General features: G+C 53.0%; 20 protein-coding genes. 15 read left to right on the top strand and 5 right to left on the bottom strand.

What is annotated here, in order from left to right; genetic code table 11:
* The first annotated feature begins 121 nt into the window (after positions 1 to 121).
* The 7 genes from ACQY8X_RS17440 to ACQY8X_RS17410 all read left to right on the top strand — a co-directional run bounded on the left by ACQY8X_RS17440 (position 122) and on the right by ACQY8X_RS17410 (position 6641).
* Positions 122 to 976: a sulfurtransferase gene (locus ACQY8X_RS17440; RefSeq protein ID WP_428036411.1), complete on the top strand. Its 855-nt coding sequence runs from the start codon at positions 122 to 124 to the stop codon at positions 974 to 976.
* Positions 977 to 1272: 296 nt separating this feature from the next.
* Positions 1273 to 1821 (top strand): OsmC family protein, encoded by a 549-nt coding sequence (locus tag ACQY8X_RS17435; RefSeq protein WP_428036410.1) that lies wholly within the window; start codon positions 1273 to 1275, stop codon positions 1819 to 1821.
* Positions 1822 to 1852: 31 nt separating this feature from the next.
* A complete protein-coding gene (locus ACQY8X_RS17430; protein WP_091359493.1) occupies positions 1853 to 2986 on the top strand; it encodes an acyl-CoA dehydrogenase family protein in 1134 nt (377 codons plus the stop codon).
* Positions 2983 to 4326 (top strand): FAD-dependent oxidoreductase, encoded by a 1344-nt coding sequence (locus tag ACQY8X_RS17425; protein WP_428036409.1) that lies wholly within the window; start codon positions 2983 to 2985, stop codon positions 4324 to 4326. Before ACQY8X_RS17430 ends, ACQY8X_RS17425 begins: the two co-directional genes overlap by 4 nt.
* Before the next feature lie 111 nt (positions 4327 to 4437).
* Positions 4438 to 4887 carry a cyanase gene (gene cynS / locus ACQY8X_RS17420; protein WP_428036408.1) on the top strand — a complete coding sequence of 150 codons (450 nt, stop codon included), beginning with the start codon at positions 4438 to 4440 and terminating at the stop codon, positions 4885 to 4887.
* Between the two features lie 68 nt (positions 4888 to 4955).
* The gene (locus ACQY8X_RS17415) at positions 4956 to 5774 is read left to right on the top strand and encodes a sulfite exporter TauE/SafE family protein (RefSeq protein ID WP_428036407.1); all 819 of its coding nucleotides are present in this window, start codon (positions 4956 to 4958) and stop codon (positions 5772 to 5774) included.
* A 3-nt stretch (positions 5775 to 5777) separates the two neighbouring features.
* On the top strand, positions 5778 to 6641 hold the full coding sequence (locus tag ACQY8X_RS17410; RefSeq protein WP_428036406.1) for an MBL fold metallo-hydrolase: 864 nt from the start codon (positions 5778 to 5780) through the stop codon (positions 6639 to 6641).
* A 62-nt stretch (positions 6642 to 6703) separates the two neighbouring features.
* On the opposite strand, the gene ACQY8X_RS17405 is transcribed toward ACQY8X_RS17410, so the two are convergent.
* Positions 6704 to 7717, bottom strand: coding sequence for a helix-turn-helix domain-containing protein (locus ACQY8X_RS17405; protein WP_428036405.1), 1014 nt, complete (start codon positions 7715 to 7717; stop codon positions 6704 to 6706).
* A 322-nt stretch (positions 7718 to 8039) separates the two neighbouring features.
* Here ACQY8X_RS17405 and ACQY8X_RS17400 point away from each other — a divergent pair, with 322 nt between their 5' ends.
* The 8 genes from ACQY8X_RS17400 to ACQY8X_RS17365 all read left to right on the top strand — a co-directional run bounded on the left by ACQY8X_RS17400 (position 8040) and on the right by ACQY8X_RS17365 (position 15504).
* Positions 8040 to 9332: an ABC transporter substrate-binding protein gene (locus ACQY8X_RS17400; RefSeq protein ID WP_428036404.1), complete on the top strand. Its 1293-nt coding sequence runs from the start codon at positions 8040 to 8042 to the stop codon at positions 9330 to 9332.
* Positions 9333 to 9344: 12 nt separating this feature from the next.
* Entirely contained in the window at positions 9345 to 10121 is a 777-nt protein-coding gene (locus ACQY8X_RS17395) for an ABC transporter ATP-binding protein (protein WP_217647446.1), read from the top strand.
* Positions 10105 to 10800, top strand: a complete 696-nt coding sequence (locus tag ACQY8X_RS17390; protein WP_428036403.1) for an ABC transporter ATP-binding protein — start codon at positions 10105 to 10107, stop codon at positions 10798 to 10800. Before ACQY8X_RS17395 ends, ACQY8X_RS17390 begins: the two co-directional genes overlap by 17 nt.
* A 1-nt stretch (position 10801) precedes the next feature.
* Positions 10802 to 11668 carry a branched-chain amino acid ABC transporter permease gene (locus ACQY8X_RS17385; RefSeq protein WP_091359508.1) on the top strand — a complete coding sequence of 289 codons (867 nt, stop codon included), beginning with the start codon at positions 10802 to 10804 and terminating at the stop codon, positions 11666 to 11668.
* A complete protein-coding gene (locus ACQY8X_RS17380) occupies positions 11665 to 12681 on the top strand; it encodes a branched-chain amino acid ABC transporter permease (RefSeq protein WP_428036402.1) in 1017 nt (338 codons plus the stop codon). The genes ACQY8X_RS17385 and ACQY8X_RS17380 overlap by 4 nt, the downstream gene beginning before the upstream one ends.
* A gap of 95 nt (positions 12682 to 12776) precedes the next feature.
* Entirely contained in the window at positions 12777 to 13679 is a 903-nt protein-coding gene (locus tag ACQY8X_RS17375; RefSeq protein WP_428036401.1) for a SphA family protein, read from the top strand.
* A 40-nt stretch (positions 13680 to 13719) separates the two neighbouring features.
* The gene (locus ACQY8X_RS17370; RefSeq protein ID WP_428036400.1) at positions 13720 to 14739 is read left to right on the top strand and encodes a carbon-nitrogen hydrolase family protein; all 1020 of its coding nucleotides are present in this window, start codon (positions 13720 to 13722) and stop codon (positions 14737 to 14739) included.
* A gap of 243 nt (positions 14740 to 14982) precedes the next feature.
* Positions 14983 to 15504, top strand: a complete 522-nt coding sequence (locus tag ACQY8X_RS17365; protein WP_428036399.1) for a hypothetical protein — start codon at positions 14983 to 14985, stop codon at positions 15502 to 15504.
* 164 nt (positions 15505 to 15668) lie between these two features.
* Here ACQY8X_RS17365 and ACQY8X_RS17360 read toward each other — a convergent pair whose 3' ends face one another.
* From ACQY8X_RS17360 to ACQY8X_RS17345, 4 genes are all read right to left on the bottom strand, one after another.
* A complete protein-coding gene (locus ACQY8X_RS17360) occupies positions 15669 to 16649 on the bottom strand; it encodes a ketopantoate reductase family protein (RefSeq protein WP_428036398.1) in 981 nt (326 codons plus the stop codon).
* Positions 16650 to 16728: 79 nt separating this feature from the next.
* On the bottom strand, positions 16729 to 18180 hold the full coding sequence (locus ACQY8X_RS17355) for an aldehyde dehydrogenase (RefSeq protein ID WP_428036397.1): 1452 nt from the start codon (positions 18178 to 18180) through the stop codon (positions 16729 to 16731).
* Positions 18181 to 18200: 20 nt separating this feature from the next.
* Complete coding sequence (locus tag ACQY8X_RS17350; protein ID WP_428036396.1) at positions 18201 to 19220, bottom strand: TRAP transporter substrate-binding protein; 1020 nt, start codon at positions 19218 to 19220, stop codon at positions 18201 to 18203.
* A 44-nt stretch (positions 19221 to 19264) separates the two neighbouring features.
* Positions 19265 to 20090 (bottom strand): thiamine pyrophosphate-dependent enzyme (locus tag ACQY8X_RS17345; RefSeq protein WP_428036395.1); only part of this gene is annotated, 826 nt, incomplete at its 5' end.

Genomic DNA, 20090 nt, shown 5'->3' with positions numbered 1-20090 from the left:
TTTATCTGTTTGTTTTTTAAAGAGATAAACCATAGTGGAACGGTTGTTGAATTGTATTTCAGTGAAAGCCGATATTTTGCGCATAGATCAGCGACTCATCATACATTTCTGGAGTTTGAAAATGACAACAGTTCTATTGGATCCTCAAGCGTTACAAACCAAGATTAATAACGAGAAAGTGGTGCTTATCGATACCCGCAATCCTGAGCAATACGCGGCTGGTCATCTTCCTGGTGCGGTTAATATCCACGATATCTTTACCTTTCTGGCGGCCTCTACCCCTGAAGGTATTACTGAACTTAAAGAAAAGTTTGCCAGGGTGTTTGGCGATGCCGGTCTCTCAGGTGAAGAGACCGCTGTTGTCTATGAAGACTCGATGAACACCGGTTTTGGTCAGTCCTGCCGCGGTTACTTTCTGCTGTGTTACCTGGGCTATCCTAAGGTGTCTATTCTGCACGGTGGTTTCCAGGCGTGGAAAGCTGCTGGCTTCGCTGTGACGACTGATCTGCCGACTCCGGTTGCCGCTGAGTTTCCGCTGGATCACAGTGCCAGTGAGCTGATGGTGGATAAAGATGATGTTCTCAAAGCGATCGGCGATGACAGCATTGTATTGCTGGATGTGCGTGATGTGGATGAGTGGATTGGCACCAGCTCTTCCCCGTACGGTAAAGATTTCTCGTCCCGTAAAGGGCGTCTGCCAGGGGCTCGCTGGCTGGAGTGGTACCGCCTGATGAAGCCGGGTGCGGTCACTGTATTCAAATCCCCTGAAGAGGTACTGGCTGACTGTGCCAGCGTCGGCATCACTAAAGAGAGTCATGTGTATATCTACTGCTTTAAAGGTGCCCGGGCATCCAACACTCTGGTCGCGCTGAAGGCGGCTGGTATCAATAACGTCAAACTCTATTTCGGTTCATGGAATGAGTGGGCTGAAGATGCGACGTTACCGATTGAAGAGGGGCTGCCTTACGCCTGTTAAGAGGGCGGGGCTTGCTCCGAGCCGATGACGTTTACAAAACCCCGGACTCAGGTTCGGGGTTTTCTGTTTTAAGGCTCCGGCACGGCTCGAGCTGCACCTTTCATTGTCAGACAATGTCATCATGCCATTTAGTGACAATGTCATATTGCTGGCGAGTGAATTAAGTTGATATTAGTCGTAAGTAATTGATATTAAATTTATATTTTGTATTGGCACCGTTCCTGCTTTATTCAGATAAACATCGGTGATGTTTTCAAAGAAATATACAGTTCTGCTAAATCTTTTGGAGAAAAAAAATGACAACAGCGATTGCACCACAAACGGTTTCTACCCACCTGCGTCCGATTGACCGGGATGGCCTGATGGCATTTGCAGAGAAGGGTCGTAACAACCCAGCTACCCGCGGGACTAACAAAGTTCATACCATCACTGATGGCCAGTACCGCACTGTTAGCCACATCAACCACCATGAAGTGGTTGTTGATGAGCCACTGCATCTGTTTGGTGAAGACACTGCTCCGGCTCCGGGTGAGATCGTGCTGTCAGGTCTGGGCGGTTGCCTGTGTGTTGGTATCACCGCAGTGGCAACCTGGAAGCAGGTGAAGCTGAGCAAGCTTGAAGTCTTCATGGAAGGTGACATCGGTAACCCTGCTGCATGGGGTGCTGGCGGTGCTGAGATGCAGCCTGAGCAGATGGGCTTCCAGGAGATCCGCGTCAAAGTGCTGATCGAAGGTGATGCTTCCCGTGAAGAGCTGGACGAGATAGTTAAGCATGCCAACTATTTCTCGCCAGTTGCTAACACCATGCGTAACCCGATCCCTTTCAGCATCAGCCTGATGGACTAATTTAACCTTTAACTGACTTGAGAGGTAAGCCATGAATAGCGTAGCAGTCTCTTCTATAACAGCCCCCTGGACCGACGATGCCAAGGTGCTCGCCGATGTCGGTTTGATTGCACGGGAACAACTCGCACCTGCAGCCAAACGGATCGATGAGGGTTACTACCCGCTGGATATCATGGCAAACCTTGGTCAGGCGGGGGCCTATGCCGGTCATCTCGACCAGCATGGCTGCCGTTTCGGTCTGGCGATCTCGGCGATGAGTGAGGTCAGCCGCCATTGTGGTGCCACCGGTTTTATGACCTGGGCTCACGATGTCTGTGGCCTGTATATGGAGCAGTCCGGTAACCCGGCGCTGTTAACCCGTTTACAGGATCACACCGCCGGACTGACGTTTGGCGGTACCGGTCTGTCGAATCCGATGAAGGCTCTGACCGGTATTGAAAAGATGGCACTGACTGCCAAAAAAGTGCCCGGAGGGTACAGTGTAAGCGGAACGCTGCCGTGGGTAAGTCATATTGCCCCGGGGCAGTACTGCGGTGCCATTGCGGCAGTCAACCGGGATGACGGCAGTCGCTCCCACGAGATTATGTTCCTGCTGGATCTGGATGAGCGGGTGCCGCTGCGCGCTTGTCCTGAATTTTCCGGTATGGAGGGCACCAGCACCTGGGCGGTGCCGCTGAAGGATTATTTCGTCAGTGAGGATCAGATGATTGCTGATCCGGCCCGGCCATTTATTCAACGTATCCGTGGCGCATTCGTGCTGTTGCAGGTTGGTATTGCGGCGGGTGTTATCCAGGGGTCTATCGACTCTATCCGTGAGGCCGAGCCAACCCTGGGTCATGTTAACCAGTATCTGCATAATCGTCCTGATGAGTTGCAAGCCGAGTTTGATGAGCTGGCAGCCCGGGCGATGGTGCTGGCAGAAACCCCTTTCGATGGCAGCAAGGATTTCTTCCTGGATGTCCTGGACGTGCGTTGCCAGGGGGCTGAGCTGAGTCTCAAGGCCTCTCAGTCAGCACTGCTGCATCAGGGAGCTAAAGGATATCTGATGAACTCTGCGCCTCAGCGTCGTATTCGTGAGGCTCACTTTGTCGCCATTGTAACGCCAGCGATTAAGCATCTGCGCTGGGAGATGGCAAAACTGATGCGTGAAGAGGTGCCAGCATGAGTCATGACGTTCAAGAATGGCGGCAGTACCTCTGCCGTGCCTGTGGCCTGATCTATGATGAAGAGAAGGGCGATCCCGATAGCGGTTTAGCCCCGGGCACCCGCTTTGAAGATATTCCCGATGATTGGGAGTGCCCTCTGTGTGGCGTGACCAAAACCGATTTCGAACTATTTGAGAAGCCTGTTGTGGTCGCGGTTGAACAGAGCGCTCACGTCAGTGCTGAGCCCGGTATTGTTGTCGTCGGTGCGGGCCTGGCTGGCTGGGCAGCGGTCGAAGCGATTCGTCAGCTGGATCAGAGCGTTCCGGTGACGCTGATCAGTGCCTGTAGCGCTGATCTGTATCATAAGCCTGAGTTGTCAGTTGCTATCAGCCGGGGGTTGGATAAGGCCGCACTGATTCAGGAGACCGGGGTTGATGCGGCTCGCCGTCTGGGGGTTCAGCTGATGGCCGAAACCTTTGTGGTGGGCATCTCTCCATCTTTGCATCAGTTGCGTACCACCCGTGGTTCACTGACTTACACCAAACTGATTCTGGCTCAGGGTGCCAAACCGGCCCTGCCTGCACAGCTGCCTCCCGAGCTTTGCTGGCGGGTTAATGATCTGGCCTGCTGGTCGGGTATGCAGCAGGCTCTGGCCAGAGGAGCACAGTCGATTGCCATTGTCGGTGCGGGCATGATCGGTTGCGAGATTGCGGAAGATTTAGTCCGCGCCGGGCACCGAGTTACACTGCTGGACCGCAATGCTTCGCCGCTGGCGGGCTTGCTGCCAGAGCCAGCGAGTCAGCGTTTGCGTGACAGTTTTGCCGCCCTGGGGATCACCTACATTGGTAATGACGATATTACCGGAGTTACTCAGCTGGATAATCAGCAGAAGCAGATCCGCTTTGGCAGTGGTAACACTCTGGAGGTTGATCAGGTGCTGGCAGCGACCGGACTGATGACCGATAACCGTCTTGCGCGCATTGCCGGACTGGATTTTGACCGGGGTATCAGCGTTGCTGCGGACACCCTGCAAACCAGTCAGGCCGATATCTATGCGCTGGGTGATTGCATCAATATCGAGGGGACAGCGTGCCGCTTTATCGAGCCGATTAAGCATCAGGCAAAAGCGATTGCCCACGGGGTTCTTAATCTTGAAGCCAGCGTTTATCAACACAGTGCACCGGTGGTTCGGTTGAAAACCCGTTCACTGCCGGTGGTGATGAATGGCCTGCCGTTAGCGGGAGTCGACTGGACCCTGATCCATGAGGATGCCGATGAGCTGGTGATGGAGCAGCGCTTTGATAATCAGGTGATTGCTCATCTGAAAGTGGGTGCCAGCACCCAAACCCGGGCAGCCTGAATTTTTAACGAGCATTTTTTAACAGCCGGGCTGTGAGTCGCAGCCCAACCAAAAACACAACAAACACTTATACAGATCTATGTAATTTGATCACTATTGAAGGAAGACATCATGATTAGTAATCGCGAAGAAGTAACCCAGCTGATTTTGTCCGCCAAAGTTCGTAAGGGTATCAAATGGGGTGAGGTGGCTGAACTGATTGGCCTGTCAAAAGAGTGGACCACTGCCGCTTGTCTGGGACAGATGACCTTTGATAAAGAGCAGGCTGAGAAAGTTGGCGATCTGTTTGAACTGTCTGATGAAGCCACTGCCTGGCTGCAGGTCGCCCCTTATAAAGGCTCACTGCCAACCGCGGTACCTACTGATCCACTGCTGTACCGCTGGTATGAGATTGTTAACGTCTATGGCAGCACAATCAAAGAGCTGATTCACGAAGAGTTTGGCGATGGCATCATGAGTGCGATCGATTTCTCTATGGATATTAACCGTGAAGAAGACCCTAAAGGGGATCGTGTTAACGTTGTGCTTTCAGGTAAGTTCCTACCGTACAAAACTTACTGATACACTGAGGGTCGATATCTATATTATGAATATCGACTCTTTCAACTTTCTGCACGGTCAGGATCTGCATGATTACGGAAATATTACTGGGTACGGGTGTCGGTTTAGCGCTGGGGCTGACCGGCAGTGGAGGTGTGCTGGCGGTGCCTGCACTGATGCTGGGGCTGGGTTTTACTCTGCCTGAAGCGATGCCGGTGTCACTTATCTCGGTGGGTATCTCCGCTTTGTTGGGCAGTATTGATGGTTTGCGGCAAGGGTTGGTGCGATATCGTGCCGCGATTGTCATGGCGATATCGGGCACCCTGATTGCGCCGCTGGGTATCGCTGCATCCCATGTTTTGCCTGCCGATATACTCACCTCTATCTTTAGTATTTTGCTCTTGATGGTGGCCATTAAAATGGCGCGGCAGGCGTTACAGCACTACCGGGATCAGCAGGGTGGAGTTGCCCATCCACTGGAATTCAACTGTATGCTGCGTCCGGATACCGGCCGTTTTGAGTGGAACCCCAAATGCTTTTTTACCCTGTCCTCGATTGGCGGTTTGTCCGGCTTTAGCAGTGGTCTGCTTGGCGTCGGCGGTGGCTTTCTGATTGTGCCGGGTATTCGCCAGTTCAGTAACCTGAATATGCACAGCATCGTCGCCACCTCGCTGGCGGTCATCACGCTTATCTCCACCGGCACAGTGATTGCTGCACTGTTTCATGGTGCCCAGATCACCGCGCAGGCCTGGTGGTTTATCGGTGCTACCTGTGTTGGCATGGTCGCCGGGCGGAAGAGCGCGCCGCTGTTATCCGGCCAGTTACTCACACTCGGCTTTGCCCTGTTAACCAGCGTGGTATCGATGGCGTTATTGTACAAATATATGCTGCCAAATTTCTGGAGTTAACCTATGAAACCTGTCGTCGAAACTTTCTTTGATAGTGCCACTTCAACCTTCAGTTATGTGCTGCATACCGGTATCGGCAGTCCCTGTGCCGTGATCGACTCAGTGCTCTGCTATAAGTCAAACTCCGGTAAAACCGATACCGAGGCGGCAGATAAAATTCTCGCCTTTATCGATAGGATGATGCTCAAGGTAGAGTGGATTCTTGAAACCCATATCCATGCAGATCATCTGTCGGCGGCATCCTATATCCGCAGTAAAGCCGGCGGGTTGGTGGCGGTCAGTAAGCAGGTGACCGAAGTCGTCAGTACCTTCTCTAAACTGTTCAATGTTGAGGAAGCTGAGTATGAGCTGTTATCGCGCTTTGATTACCTGTTTGAACGGGATGAGAGTTTTACTATCGGCCCACTGAACTGCAAGGCGCTATTTTCCCCCGGACATACCCCCGCCTGTACCGCTTACGTGGTTGAAGAGCAGATGATTTTTGTCGGTGATACCCTGTTTATGCCGGATGTGGGCACCGCCCGCTGTGATTTCCCCGGAGGCTCTGCGGAAAAACTCTATGCCTCCATTCGCCGGATCTTAGCCTATCCGGATGAGACACTGCTGCTTATGTGCCATGATTATCCACCCACTGCACGAGCGTACGCCTCGGTGACGACGGTGGCTGAACAGCGGGAACACAACATCCATATCAATGACGGCGTGAGCGAAACGGATTTTATCGAACAGCGTCGCAGTCGCGATAAAACACTCGACTCTCCGCGGCTGCTGTTTCCTTCTGTGCAGGTTAATATTCGTGCGGGAGAGTTACCGAAACCGGAAAGTAACGGTCTGCGATATTTAAAGATACCCCTGAATTTTTTGTAATTGACAGATGTCTGACCGTAGCATCTGAACATAACGATCTGGCGAAAAAACTCTTTTAAACGTTATTCGTTACAGAGACTCCGGTACTCCGATGGGCTCATGCCGAAATGTTTGCGAAATGCCTTGCTGAAGTGGGTCATATCATTGAAACCACAGGCATAGGCAAATGAGGACAGGCTATTGCCTGCGTTGGCTGGATTCTTCAGCAGAGTAGCAACCCTCTCCACCCGTCGTTGCCAGATGTAACGACTTAAAGAGGTGTTTTCCGCCTCAAGCAACTGATTAATATATCGGGTCGACATCCGCATCGCTTCAGCAACCCGGGTTGGACAGAGGTCTGGATCATGCAGGTTGGTTTCAACAAAAGCACGTATACGTAACAGCGAGGCTACCTTGGAGTTCGATAGTGGCGCTTCATGGTTACTCAGGTGTTCGCCGATCAGTGTGCTGACCAGCTCGGCGAGATTCAACGCCACTTTCCCGGCGGTTATTTTATCAAACTGTGGTCGCTGCTGTGCCAGCTGCAAAATATAGTTTTGTACCAAAGGATAGAGCTGACTGGAATGAGACAGGTTATAGGCAACCAGTCTGTCCGCACCGGAGATATTACGGTTGATCATATGTCTGGGGATCTGCACCGATGTCAGATGAAACGGTTGGTCAAAATTTAACTCATAAGGGCGGTCGGCACTACAGAACCATCCCATCCCGTTATTCATCCGCGCTGACCTGCCATCCTGGGAGGCATCACATCTGCCGGTCTGCAACAGATTAAAGACAAATGCATCCGAGTCGGACTTTCTGATACTTGATAATGTCCTCAGGGCAACGTGGGGTGTTGCTCTGATATCAGACAGTTGTATATCGTCGATCTTTGTCCAGCGCAGTGCACCTTCGAATGTACCGTTTGCTTCAACAGTGAAATCCAGTGGTGCCACTCTGTCGCAGACGACCTCTTTCCAGAAATCCAGTTTTTCTGAACCCTTCTGGTTATCGGTGGTAAACACCGAACTCTGATTACTGGTTCTTCCATCTATGTCCGTATTGTTTTTATGGTAAGACAATGGATGCGCCATTTTTATTCCTCCGGGATGACAAGTGCTATGAACAGCTGAGCACTGATCTTGGTTATGTTACGTCCTCATTGAATGCAATATTTGTTCCCCTATTAGAGACCTATGACGGTTCTATTGATAAATATCATCCCTTTCAGATCAGTTTAAAAGCCTGTTTCCGGTATGGCAAATGTTTGGTTCCTGCTCAGCCAAGAGTGCCGTTCTGACCAAGAAAACTCTCCGGGCTGCACAAGATCAGTTTTGCACTCAGGTGTAGCTTAATAGACATCAGATGGAGCAAACAGCCCCATTCAGAGAGTTAAACAGACCGGAGTGAGTAGGAATGAAGCACCATAATAAAGAAAAATTGCAAAACCTCCCCAAAGTGGGGCGTCGGTACTTCCTGAAGTCAGCAGCGGCCCTGGCGGTCGCCGCATCTATGCTGAGTTCACTGGAGGCGATGGCATCCTCAGATGTTATCAAAATTGGTTATGTCAGCCCCCAGTCGGGGCCATTTTCACCGTTTGCCGAAGCAGATGATTATATTATTGATCAGGTACGTGGCCTGCTGGCAGACGGCCTGACCATCAGTGGCAAACACTACGATGTTGAGATTCTGGTACGTGATGACCAGAGCAGTCCCGATCGTGCATCAAACCAGGCTGCGGATCTGATCAATGGTGAAGAGGTGGATCTGATGCTGTCTCAGGTGGCGATCGGTCCAAACGTCCCGCAGCAATGTGAGTTAAACGGCGTTCCCAGCATCAGCACCATGGGACCCTGGGAAGCATGGATGTTTCCAATGGGGGGAAAACCTGATGTGGGTTTCCAATCTGCATTTCATTTCTTCTGGGGTGTTGCCGATATCGCTGAGGTGTATACCGGCCTCTGGAACGCTATCCCAACCAATAAAAAAGTGGGAATGGTCTGGTCAAATGATGTGCCGGGAATGGCGCTGGGAAATGCCGAACATGGTATGCCCCCGGTGTTTAAGGCCGCAGGTTTTGAACTTCATGAGGTGGGGAACTTCCCGGTCGGAGCAGATGATTTTACTGCTCATATCCAGGCCTTTAAAGAGGATGGTGTAGAGATCGTTACCGGTCTTTTCAATCCGCCAGAGTGGGCCACGTTTGTGGCGCAGAGCGCGCAGATGGGCTTTAAGCCAAAAGTGATGACTCCCGCTAAAGCGCTGCTGTTTCCCTCTGGCGTTGCTGCTCTGGGCCAGTCCGCTGACCGCATGTCCACTGAGATCTGGTGGTCTCCCGCCTATCCCTTCAACTCAAGTCTGACAGGCCAGTCTGCGGCGGAACTGGTGGCCGATTATCAGGCTAAAACCGGGCGCACCTGGACCCAGCCAATTGGTGTGGTACACGCTCTGTTTGAGGCGGGTATTCAGGCACTCAAACTCAGTGGTGACCCGAAAGACCCCGATGCGGTGGCGAATGCTATCCGGAACATGCAGCTGGACACCGTCATAGGCAAGCTCGATTTCGCTCATGGCCCGGTAAAAAACGTATCCAGTATGCGTGTTGTTGGTGGGCAGTGGCGGATAGAGGACGGCAAGCCTGAGATCTTTATTACGGATAATAAAACCGCCCCGGAAATTGCCATCGAACGACCATTCGAAGCGCTTTAATTGCAGGGTGGGATGATGATTTTAGAGATGGTTGATATCCGTAAGGCGTATGGGAAAAACGTGGTTATTCCCGGCTTGAGCCTTACGGTTAATGAAGGTGAATTTGTCGGCGTTATCGGGCCTAACGGTGCAGGCAAGTCAACCCTGTTTGGTGTCATTTCCGGTGAGCATGTGGCGGATAGTGGTTCTATTCAGATGGCGGGGGAGAATCTCTCTGGACTTGATGCTGCGGCACGCTGTCACCGGGGAGTTGCACGGACATTCCAGATTCCCCAACCCTTTCTGGGGTTGTCAGTTTATGAAAATACCCTGGTATCGGCAACGTTTGGTGCTGGTCTTCACGGTGAGGAAGCGCGCGAGTCTGCCCGAGCTGCTTTGCTTAAGACCGGTTTGCTGACGCTAGCCAATAATGGGGCGGATACGCTGACCCTGCTGCAACGGAAACGCCTCGAACTGGCACGGGCAATCGCGACACAACCGCGTCTGTTACTGCTGGATGAGGTTGCCGGTGGGCTTACGGACGCCGAGGTTGGTGAGTTACTGGAGTTGATTGTGTCGATCAATCAAAGCGGTGTCACTGTGTTATGGATTGAACACCTGGTGCATGCCCTGGTTTCGGTGGCTGAACGACTGGTGGTATTGGCAGAGGGGCAGATTGTTGCCGACGGTATTCCGAAAGCGGTACTCGATGTGCCTGCGGTGCGTGAAACCTATCTCGGTTCTGATCTTGAAGATGATGAAGCGGACTCGGTGGTAGCCGACGCGGGAGGTGATGATGTTAGAGGTTAACAGCCTGTCGGCGTATTACGGTCTGTTTCAGGCGTTGTTCGATGTCGATCTGAGGGTGGAAGAGGGCGAGTGTATCTCCCTGATCGGTGCTAACGGAGCGGGTAAAACCACCCTGATGCGTGCACTGGTTGGCGCGCTAAAGGTCGATAGCGCAAGTGTACTGTTTGAAGGTCAGCCGGTGGGGGGGCAGTCTGAACGTCAGCAACTTGCCCGGGGAGTCACTCTGGTGCCGGAAGGGCGGCGACTGTTTCCCAGTCTGACGGTGCGCGAAAACATCGAACTTGCGCAGCATCACGGACGTCCCGGTAAGTGGGATGCCGAGCTGCTGTTTCAGGAGCTGCCTGCGCTGGCGGAGGTGCAGAACCGCATGTCTACGGAGTTGTCCGGTGGTCAGCAACAGCTGGTGGCAATCTCCCGTGCACTGGTAACCAATCCCCGTTTACTGCTGTGTGATGAGATCTCGCTCGGATTGTCACCCTATGCCGTGGATGAGGTGTACCGCTTGCTGAACCGGGCGCGCAAAGACGGCATGTCAGTGGTGCTGGTGGAACAAAATGTCCAGCGTGCGCTGGCTGAAGCGGATCGTTTCTACTGTATACAGAAAGGGCGTGTGGTGCTCGATGGTCCGGCCGCTGATGCCGACCATCATGCGGTTGCTAACGCCTACTTTGGAGTTTGATATGCTGGTTTTTATCGAAACTTTGATTAATGGCCTGTTACTCGGGGCACTCTATGCGCTGTTTGGTATGGGGCTGAGCCTGAGTCTCGGGGTGATGCGGATGATCAATATCGCCCACGGCGACTTTATTGTGCTGGGGGCTTATCTCTCAAGTGTGATTGTTATGAGCACTGATCTTGGACCGCTGGCCTCGTTACTGTTGCTGCTGCCACTGATGTTTGTGATTGGCTGGTTGTTGCAGGTTGTGCTGTTTAATCGCGTCGTCGGCAGAGATCCGCTCTCGCCGCTGCTACTGACCTTTGGTCTGTCGATTGTGATTCAGAACCTGTTACAGGAGGGGTTCAGTGCTGATACCCGCAGTCTGCCTGCCGGTGACCTGGCACTTCAGGGTGTCGAGCTCGGTGGGATGAGTATCGGCGTTCTGCCGCTGATCTCGGCGGCGATCAGTATCGCTGTGTTCTGGTTTATCAACCGTCTGATCCACCGTTCCCCGGTGGGGGCTGCTGTCAGGGCTGTGGCTGATGATCAGGAAACCGCCCGCCTGGTAGGGGTGAATGACAAACGTCTGTTCGCCTATATGACCGGATTAATTCTGGTGACCGTGGGTATCGCCTCGGTACTTTACGGCATGCGTACTCCGTTCTCTCCGGCATCGGGTCCTGAGCGGCTGATCTTTTCCTTTGAAGCCGTGGTACTGGGGGGGCTGGGTAATCTCTGGGGAACCTTTATTGGTGGTCTGATTATCGGCGTATCTCAGCTGTTTGGAGCCCGGATTGATACTGGTCTTGGGCCGTTTTTTGGTCATCTGGTATTTCTGCTGGCACTGATTGCCCGCCCACAGGGCCTGTTTAAAGGGGGTAAATCATGAAATCTGACAATCTGTCTGTGACTGCCGCTGCTGCAAACACTACCGGCGTTGCGGTGAATAAAACCTACTGGATCAAAAGCATCATTTTGCTGGGATTGCTGGGCGTGCTGATTGCGTTGCCCTGGTTTACAGGCTATTCGACTCAGCGACTGATGGTTGAACTGTTTACTTTCTATGCCATCGCGCTGGCCTGGAATCTGCTGGCCGGATATGGCGGTATTGTTTCGGTGGGGCAGCATGTGTTTGTGGGTATCGGAGCTTATGCGATGTTCTCGGTTTCAACGACCTTTTCCCTCAACCCCTGGCTGGCACTGCCTGCGTCGATTATCGTCTCAATACTGTTTGCCCTGATCTTTGCTGTACCCATGTTTCGCTTACGGGGCGCCTATTTTGCGGTAGGTACCTGGGTGCTGGCGGAGATGGCCCGTATTGCGGTGCTTAACAGCGACTGGCTGGGAGCCGGTGGCGGTATTCCTCTTACCACCATGACCGGTATCAGTCGCTGGTTACGCAATGCCGGGGTTTACTGGGCTGCACTGGCGGTCGGGGCTGGCTCACTGGCGGTTATCTGGTGGCTGATGCGTGGACGGCTTGGGCTGGCCCTGCTCAGTGTCCGTGACAGTGAAGCGGCGGCGTCTGCCAGTGGGGTTAACGTACTGCGTACCAAAGTGATTCTCTGGGTGATTGCTGCGGCTATCACCGGCACGGCGGGTGCGGTGGCCTATATGAATACGTTGCAGGTATCCCCGGGTGCCACCTTCTCACTCAACTGGACCGCCGCGGCTATCTTTATCGCTGTACTGGGGGGGATCGGCACCCTGGAAGGGCCGCTGATTGGCGTAATTGTCTACTTCCTGTTACGCGAGTGCTTCAGCAGCTATGGCAGTTGGTATTTCATCATACTGGGGTGTATCGCCATTCTGACCATGGTGCTTGCACCGGGTGGTGCGTGGAGTCTTATAACCCGCCGAAAGCCGATTGATCCGTTTGGGATACGCAGGATTTTATCCTGAGTAAAACCGTTTTCTCTTAAACCTTTAACAACACAGCCTGGCTCCATGCATGAGCATGGAACGGGATAACTATGTCTTAAAATTGGAGACGCATAATGAAAAAAATCAAATACTCCGCTCATGCAGTGATTGCTGCCAGCCTGTTATTGGGCGCTGTATCAACGGTTCAGGCGGCTGAAGGGGGCGGTTCCAACTATGCCTCTGGTGGTGATAACTTTTTGATGGGTGCGGTACCTCCGCCAGGCTTCTATACCCTGGTGTTTGGCAATATGTATCGTGCCGATAAGGTGCTGGATCACGATGGTAATACCGTTACCCCCGATGATTTCAAACTGTCTGCCAACGTTATTGCACCCCGGTTTGTCTGGTCAACGCCGTATGAGATCGGCAGCGGTACGCTGGTTATGCACGGTATTTTTCCACTGGTTGATCTGAAAGTTGAAGCGATGGGCAACAGTGAGCGTAAAACCGGGCTGGGCGACATAGTCTTCGGACCGGGTATTGTGCATCACCATTCGAAAAACCTTCACAGTGTGCTGGGGGTTGATTTTGTTGCCCCCACCGGGGACTACGATAAGAATGACAGCGTCAATATTGGCCGCAACTACTGGTCAGCGATCGCGCTTTATACCATGTCCTATATCGATCCTGAGGGACTTAACTGGGACTTCAAAGCCAACCTGATTTTCAACCAGGAAAACAGCGCCACCCATTACAAAACCGGTACAGAGTTTGATGTTGATTACGCTGTTGGTTATGGCCTGGGTAATGACTGGACGGTGGGGGTCAGTGGTTACCTGTATAAACAACTGAAAAATGATGAGCTGAATGGCGTCACTCTGGCGGATTCAAAAGGCAGTGCTTTTTCAATCGGCCCATCAGTTAAGTATATGAATGATAAGAACTGGCTGTTCACTGCCAAGTTTGAAAAAGAGTTTGAGGTGGAGAACCGTCCATCCGGCTATGCATTCCGTTTAAAAACATCGATTCCATTCTGAAGCTGATGAAACTGGGTCTTAATTAATTAGGAGTAGAGTGATGGGTATCGAACATCCCAAATATAAAGTTGCTGCTGTGCAGGCGGCCCCCGCATTTCTGGACCTGGATGGTGCGGTTGATAAAACCATTCAATATATCGATGAGGCGGCGGCCAATGGTGCCAAGCTGGTCGCATTTCCAGAGTTATGGATTCCGGGTTATCCCTGGTGGATCTGGCTGGGCGCGCCCGCCTGGGCGATTCAGAAAGGTTTTGTGCAGCGTTATTTTGACAACGCGCTGACCTACGACAGCCCTCAGGCTGAGCGTATCCGTGACGCGGTTCGACGTAACAATATCATGGCGGTAATCGGGTTGGCAGAACGTTCCGGCGGGACGCTGTATATTGCTCAGTGGCTGATCGCACCTGACGGTGAAACGATTGCTCAGCGGCGCAAAGTGCGTCCCACTCACGGAGAGCGGACTGTCTTTGGTGAAGGTGATGGAAGTGATCTGGCGGTGCATGAAACGGAGTTGGGCCGCATCGGAGCACTCAACTGCTGGGAGAATATTCTCTCTCTGAATAAGTTTGCCATGTACTCACAGCATGAACAGGTGCATGTGGCTTCCTGGCCCAGTTTTACCACCTATGAGCCGTTTGCTCATGCGCTGGGATATGAAGTGAATAATGCGGTGAGTAAGGTTTATGCGGTAGAAGGGTCCTGCTTTGTGATTGCGCCGAGTGCGGTACTCTCTCAGGCGATGGAGGATGAGCTGTGCGATACCCCGGATAAGCGTGAGCTGATCCATGTGGGGGGAGGGCATGCAGTGATCTACGGCCCGGATGGCAGCCCGCTGTGCGACAAACTGCCGGAAGATCAGGAGGGTATTCTCTATGCGGATATTGATCTGGGGGTGATCGGCGTGGCGAAAAATGCCATCGATCCGGGTGGTCATTATTCACGCCCCGATGTTACCCGTCTGCTGCTGAACAAAAAGCGGATGCGCCCGGTAGAGCATATGGCGATGCCATTGGACTCTGTAGATGAGGTGATGACAGAGGAGGGATCAACAGAGATCTGATTCACGATGACTCCTGAGCTTACCCGGCCGGTAATAGAGAATATTGTCCGGCCGGTCTTTTTAGATTTCCTTTTCTTTGGGTGCCTGAGCGATCAGGCGCCTTTTTTTGTCTTAGTCGCTAGTGATGATCTCTTGGCTTAATCGCCGGGATTGATTGTCATACAGACTAACAGAGAGATCACTTTGAGAGCGGAGATCTGTATCATGGCATGAATATCGAGAGTCTGAGAGGGAACCACCGCTATGCTTTATACTGTTGAGTGCACATTTTCTAATCCATCTGAAGAGCCTGAGTGGAACCGGTTTTATAGTGAAGATAAGTTACCCGCCCTGATATCGGTATCTGGTTTTCTTACATCGCAACGCTTTAAGGCGCTGACCTCTGGCTGCCCGGTCTATCTGGCCATTCATACCATCACCGGAGAGGCTGTATTAAGCAGCAATAACTATCGGGAACAGGGGGGCGGTAATTTCGCCCGCTGGCAGCCCTTTATCACCGACTGGCACCGCAACATTTATACAGGTATTGAGGTCGCCCCCAGCGTTGCTGAGGGTGATTATCTGTTACTCTGTGGTTCAGGCCCGCAGCCGCTGGCGGAACTGGGTTTAACGCCCATCGCCCTGCAGGCCACTGCACTGGATAAAGAGCCTGAATCGCGCTGGATGGCAGTGGTTTCTGACATTGAAATAACCGACTTAATGGAGAGATTGCCAGCTGATGTGCATCTGTATCAACCTTTAGGCAGACAACTTATCAGTTGCTGACACACTAAAACAGTTGAAAGGGGAAGCATAGGACTTCCGGCGATCACCGGGCTTTTGAGGTGATCGCCGGGCAGATGTTTGTGGATTTAAACTGATGAGTTAATTGTCTGAGTTCAACGGTGTGAACTCAGAGTGTCGTAGTGAGACGTTTAGCAGCAAACCGTTTATTTCTGTGCAGCGATCGCCAGATGCTGTTTCAGTTTGACCAACTGACACAGGGTTCTGTTGACCGGTGCATCGAGACCGGTTTCAGTGGCTGCTAAGACAATGGCTCCATTGATGGAGTCGATCTCGGTGGCCCGGCCATTCTCAATATCCTGCAACATTGAGGGTTTATGATTGGGGTGCTCTCGCATCGCCATCTCAACATTGTCCCAGATATGGGCTTCATCGAGAGTGATCCCCTTCGCTTCACCGGCGAGAACGGTCTCGTGCACCACACTGCGTGCCAGCTGAACCGAATCTTCAACCTCTGCAATGCGTCCGGGTGTCGCTCCCGTCACGGCACAGATTGAGTTCAGGGCGGCATTAAAGGCCACCTTCGACCAGATCACTGAGTGGATATCCGGGTCCAGTACTGAGGTTAGTCCAGCGCCATTGAACAGAGCTGCCAGGTGATCAACCCATTCCGGGTGTTGCGTGTTGGCATCCATCATGCGTGAACTGGATGGGCCGTGGGACACCACATGACCGGGGCTGTGAAGGTCGGCAGGCACCAGTGTTGTGCCGACTGCAATGCGGCTGAAATCGTGATGCTGGGCTATTTTGTCTGCATTTCCCAGACCGTTCTGCAGCGACAGGATAACCGTATCGCTTTTCAGCAGGTGTTGTATCGAGCGCATCGCGCCGTCGGTGTGCATGGTTTTGGTGAACAGAATCACCAGATCGGCAGGGTCTGTGACATCCGCAGCCAGTGCCGCCGTGGCAGGCATTTCGCTACGCCCTGCATCGGTTTCCAGGATCAGTCCCTGGCGGTTGATGGTGGCAATCTGTTCCGGGTTTACATCGATAAAGGTCACCCGGTGACCCGCTTTAAGCAGGAGGCCACCAAAATAGCAACCCATGGCTCCCGCGCCAACCACCGCGATATGTGGTTGTGCCGTCAGTGCCGATGCGGATGTTTGAGCGAGTGAGTTATCAGACATGAAAGTGCTCCGGTAAAGGTGTTAACAGTGCCGCAGAGGAATAAAGCCTCTGCGGCAGAAGAGATGTCGCGGGTGCGCATCAGATCGGATAGTGTCTTGGGCCAAGCTGAATAGTCATCCAGCGCAGGTCGGTAAACTCTTCAATCCCGGCTTTACCACCAAAGCGGCCATAACCACTGGATTTAACCCCACCGAACGGCATCTGTGGTTCATCATGGACGGTCGGTGCATTGATATGACAGATACCCGATTCGATCCGTTTGGCAACCGCCAGTGCCCGGGCAATATCTTTGCTGAATACCGCTGCCGACAGACCATACTCACTGTCGTTCGCCAGACGGATCGCTTCATCCTCATCTTTGACTCGAATCATCGCCACCATCGGGCCGAAAGATTCTTCGCTGTAAAGGCGCATATCTGAGGTGACGTTATCGACCAGGGTTGCCTGCATGATGACACCTTCAGCCTTGCCACCCGATAACTGGCTGGCGCCCTTACTGAGGGCATCTTCAAGCAGATCGTTGAGTTTGAGACCGGCCTGAGTGCTGATCAGGGTGCCGAGTTGATTGTGACTGTCCTGCGGATCACCGGCGACCAGTGTTTTCGCTTTGGCAGCCAGTTTGCTGGCGAACTCATCCGCCACTGCATCAACCACGATAAGCCGTTCGGTGGACATACAGATCTGGCCCTGATTGAAAAAGGCTCCAAAGGCCGCAGCTTCAACCGCCGCATCCAGGTCGGCATCTTCCAGCACAATAAAGGGGGCTTTGCCGCCCAGTTCCAGCAGCGCCGGTTTCAGATAACGTGCAGCTGTTTCGGCGATGATTTTGCCGATTCCGGTAGAGCCGGTGAAGTTGATACGGCGCACGCCTTCATGCTCAATCAGGGCTGTTACTACTTCACCCGCCTGTTCCGGGGCGTTAGTGATGACATTGACGATACCGTCACCGAGACCGGCTTCGTTAAGTACCTGACCGATCAGCTGATGGGTGGCCGGACACTGTTCTGAAGCTTTCAGTACCACGGTGTTACCGCAGGCGATCGGTGTCGCGATAGCCCGTGTACCCAGAATAATCGGGGCGTTCCAGGGGGCGATACCCAGTACTACTCCGCAAGGGACACGGACACCCATCGCCATATTGTCAGGTACGTTTGAAGGGATGATCTCGCCGCCCACCTGAGTGGTCAGGGACGCCGCTTCCCGCAGCACCCCCGCCGCGATCATGACATTAAATCCGGCCCAGGCAGGGGTCGCACCTGTTTCCGCCATCATCCGGCTAATAAACTCATCCTGATAGGACTCCATAATATCAGCTGCTTTGAGTAGTTTCGCCCGGCGCTCGCCAACGCCGGACTGGGACCAGGTTTTAAAAGCGGCAGCCGCCGCGGTTGCTGCCGCCCTGGCATCATCGGCTGTCGCTGCAGCGGCGACGGTGACCACCTCAGTGCTGAGGGGATTGCAGCGCTGAAAGGTTGCATTCTCAGTGGCTGGCTGATCTTTACCGGCGATTAACAAAGAGATGTTGTTCATCTGATTACCCTTTTCTTGTTTTATGCTTCGCACTTGCTACGCAGTTCGGTGGCTTTTTTGTACACGTCACGGGCGGTGGTGGCGCCACGTTCTTCAATGTTTTTGAGATATTTCTCAGTACCCTTTTTAAGCGGCATGCCCCATTCAGGATCGTTCAGCGGATCGTTAACGACATGGATGCTATCCCCCTGAGCTTTGGCCTCGGCCAGACCTTCCTGATCAAGACGGTGAATGACTTTGGCAGCTTTCATCGCCCACTGCATACCACTGTTATCATCAATAACCTTTTTCAGCTCTGGTGAGAGGTTATTGTAGGTTCGCTTATTCATTGTAACGACAAAGGTGCTGCTGCCATACGGGATTTGAACATGATGGTTGATCAGTTCATTGATGCGGAAGATCTTCATCGCTTCAAACGGAAAGCTCAGACCGTCAACCACGCCGCGCTCCAGCGCTTCGTATATACCTGGTGCCGGGATACCCACGGGCGCTGCTCCCATCTCCGCCAGCATCGAGCCGGCAACTTCATTAGGACGACGCATTCTCAGACCGGCAAGGTCAGCCGGTACCTTAACCTCTTTCTCCCGGGTATGCAGATAAGCGGGGCCAGTGGAAAACATAAACAGCACGTGGGAGTCATCGTATTCCTGAGCCACCTCGCCTGAATCATACAGGCTTTGCAGGATGCAGGCTCCCTGGGATGCTGATGCCGTAATACCGGGTAGCTCAACGATCTCTGTCAGTGGGAACCGGCCTGCAGAATAACCCTGCACCACACCGGTGATATCTGCCAGCCCAGTCACTGCACCATCGTATGATTTAGCGGCTTTTACCAGTGTTTGCGATGGATACATATCAATCTTTAACTGGCCATTTGAAGCCTCTTCAACGGCTTTGGCCCAGACTTCAAACACCTCAGTGTTGACAGCTGAGGTTGCCGGCCAGAAGTGTGCAAAACGCAGAGTCTCGGTTGCAGAACTGGCGCCAGTTGCGAATGCCAGTGATGCCGCTAATGCTATTTTGGGGAATAGTTTTGTCATTATTATGTTCCTTGCTTCGTCATTATTTTTGTTTTATCTGTTGCTCAGGGTTCGATCGTTGTGGTGGGGATTTCCAATAGCACCGGCCCCTTGGCGTTGAGTGCGTTTTGAAACGCTGTCTGAAACTGTTCACGGCTGTTTATCTCGATAGCTTCAACACCATAGCCTTTGGCGATAGCGCAGAAATCCAGTCCGGGTACATCCAGCCCTGGCGAGTCTTCAGCGTCCAGAATGCGCGAGAACCAGCGTAAGGCGCCGTAGGTTCCATTCTTCAGGATGATAAAGATCACCGGGATCTGATATTGAGCGGCGGTCCAGAGTGCGGTGATGGCATAGTTGGCTGAGCCATCGCCGATAACACCAATGACCTGTCGCTCAGGTTGGGCCAGCTGCACACCCACCGCAGCGGGTAAGCCAAAGCCCAGACCGCCGGCGGCCGGGAAGAAATAACTCCCCTGATGACGCATCTCAACCCGCTGCCAGAAGGCAGTAACAGTGGAGGTGGATTCTTTAACGTAGATTGCATCATCCGGTGCCAGCGCGTTTAGCTCATCGAAGATGATCTCCGGCGTCAGCGGCCCTTCGGTCACATCCGGCGCTGGAGCCGGAACGGGAAGTGCCACAGGCATACTGCGCTGGGTCTGTTGTGTCGCTTCCAGCAGCGCACTCAGCATGCCACTGATATCGCCCACCAGCGCATCACCCATGGGGGCTCTTGAGGCTTCCTGCAGATCGCAGGTCAGCTGCACCAGTTCTGCACCTTCTGGCAGATAGCGGCCAGGGGCGTGTTGGTGATAGCGAAATACCGGTGCACCAATGACGATGATCAGGTCATGACCCGCGAGCTTCGCGGATACCCCGGCAACGGCT

This window comes from Amphritea sp., assembly GCF_050300915.1.
GTDB lineage: Bacteria > Pseudomonadota > Gammaproteobacteria > Pseudomonadales > Balneatricaceae > Amphritea.
The sequence above is the reverse complement of the archived record's forward strand: the minus strand, read 5'-3'. Positions and strand labels throughout refer to the sequence as shown.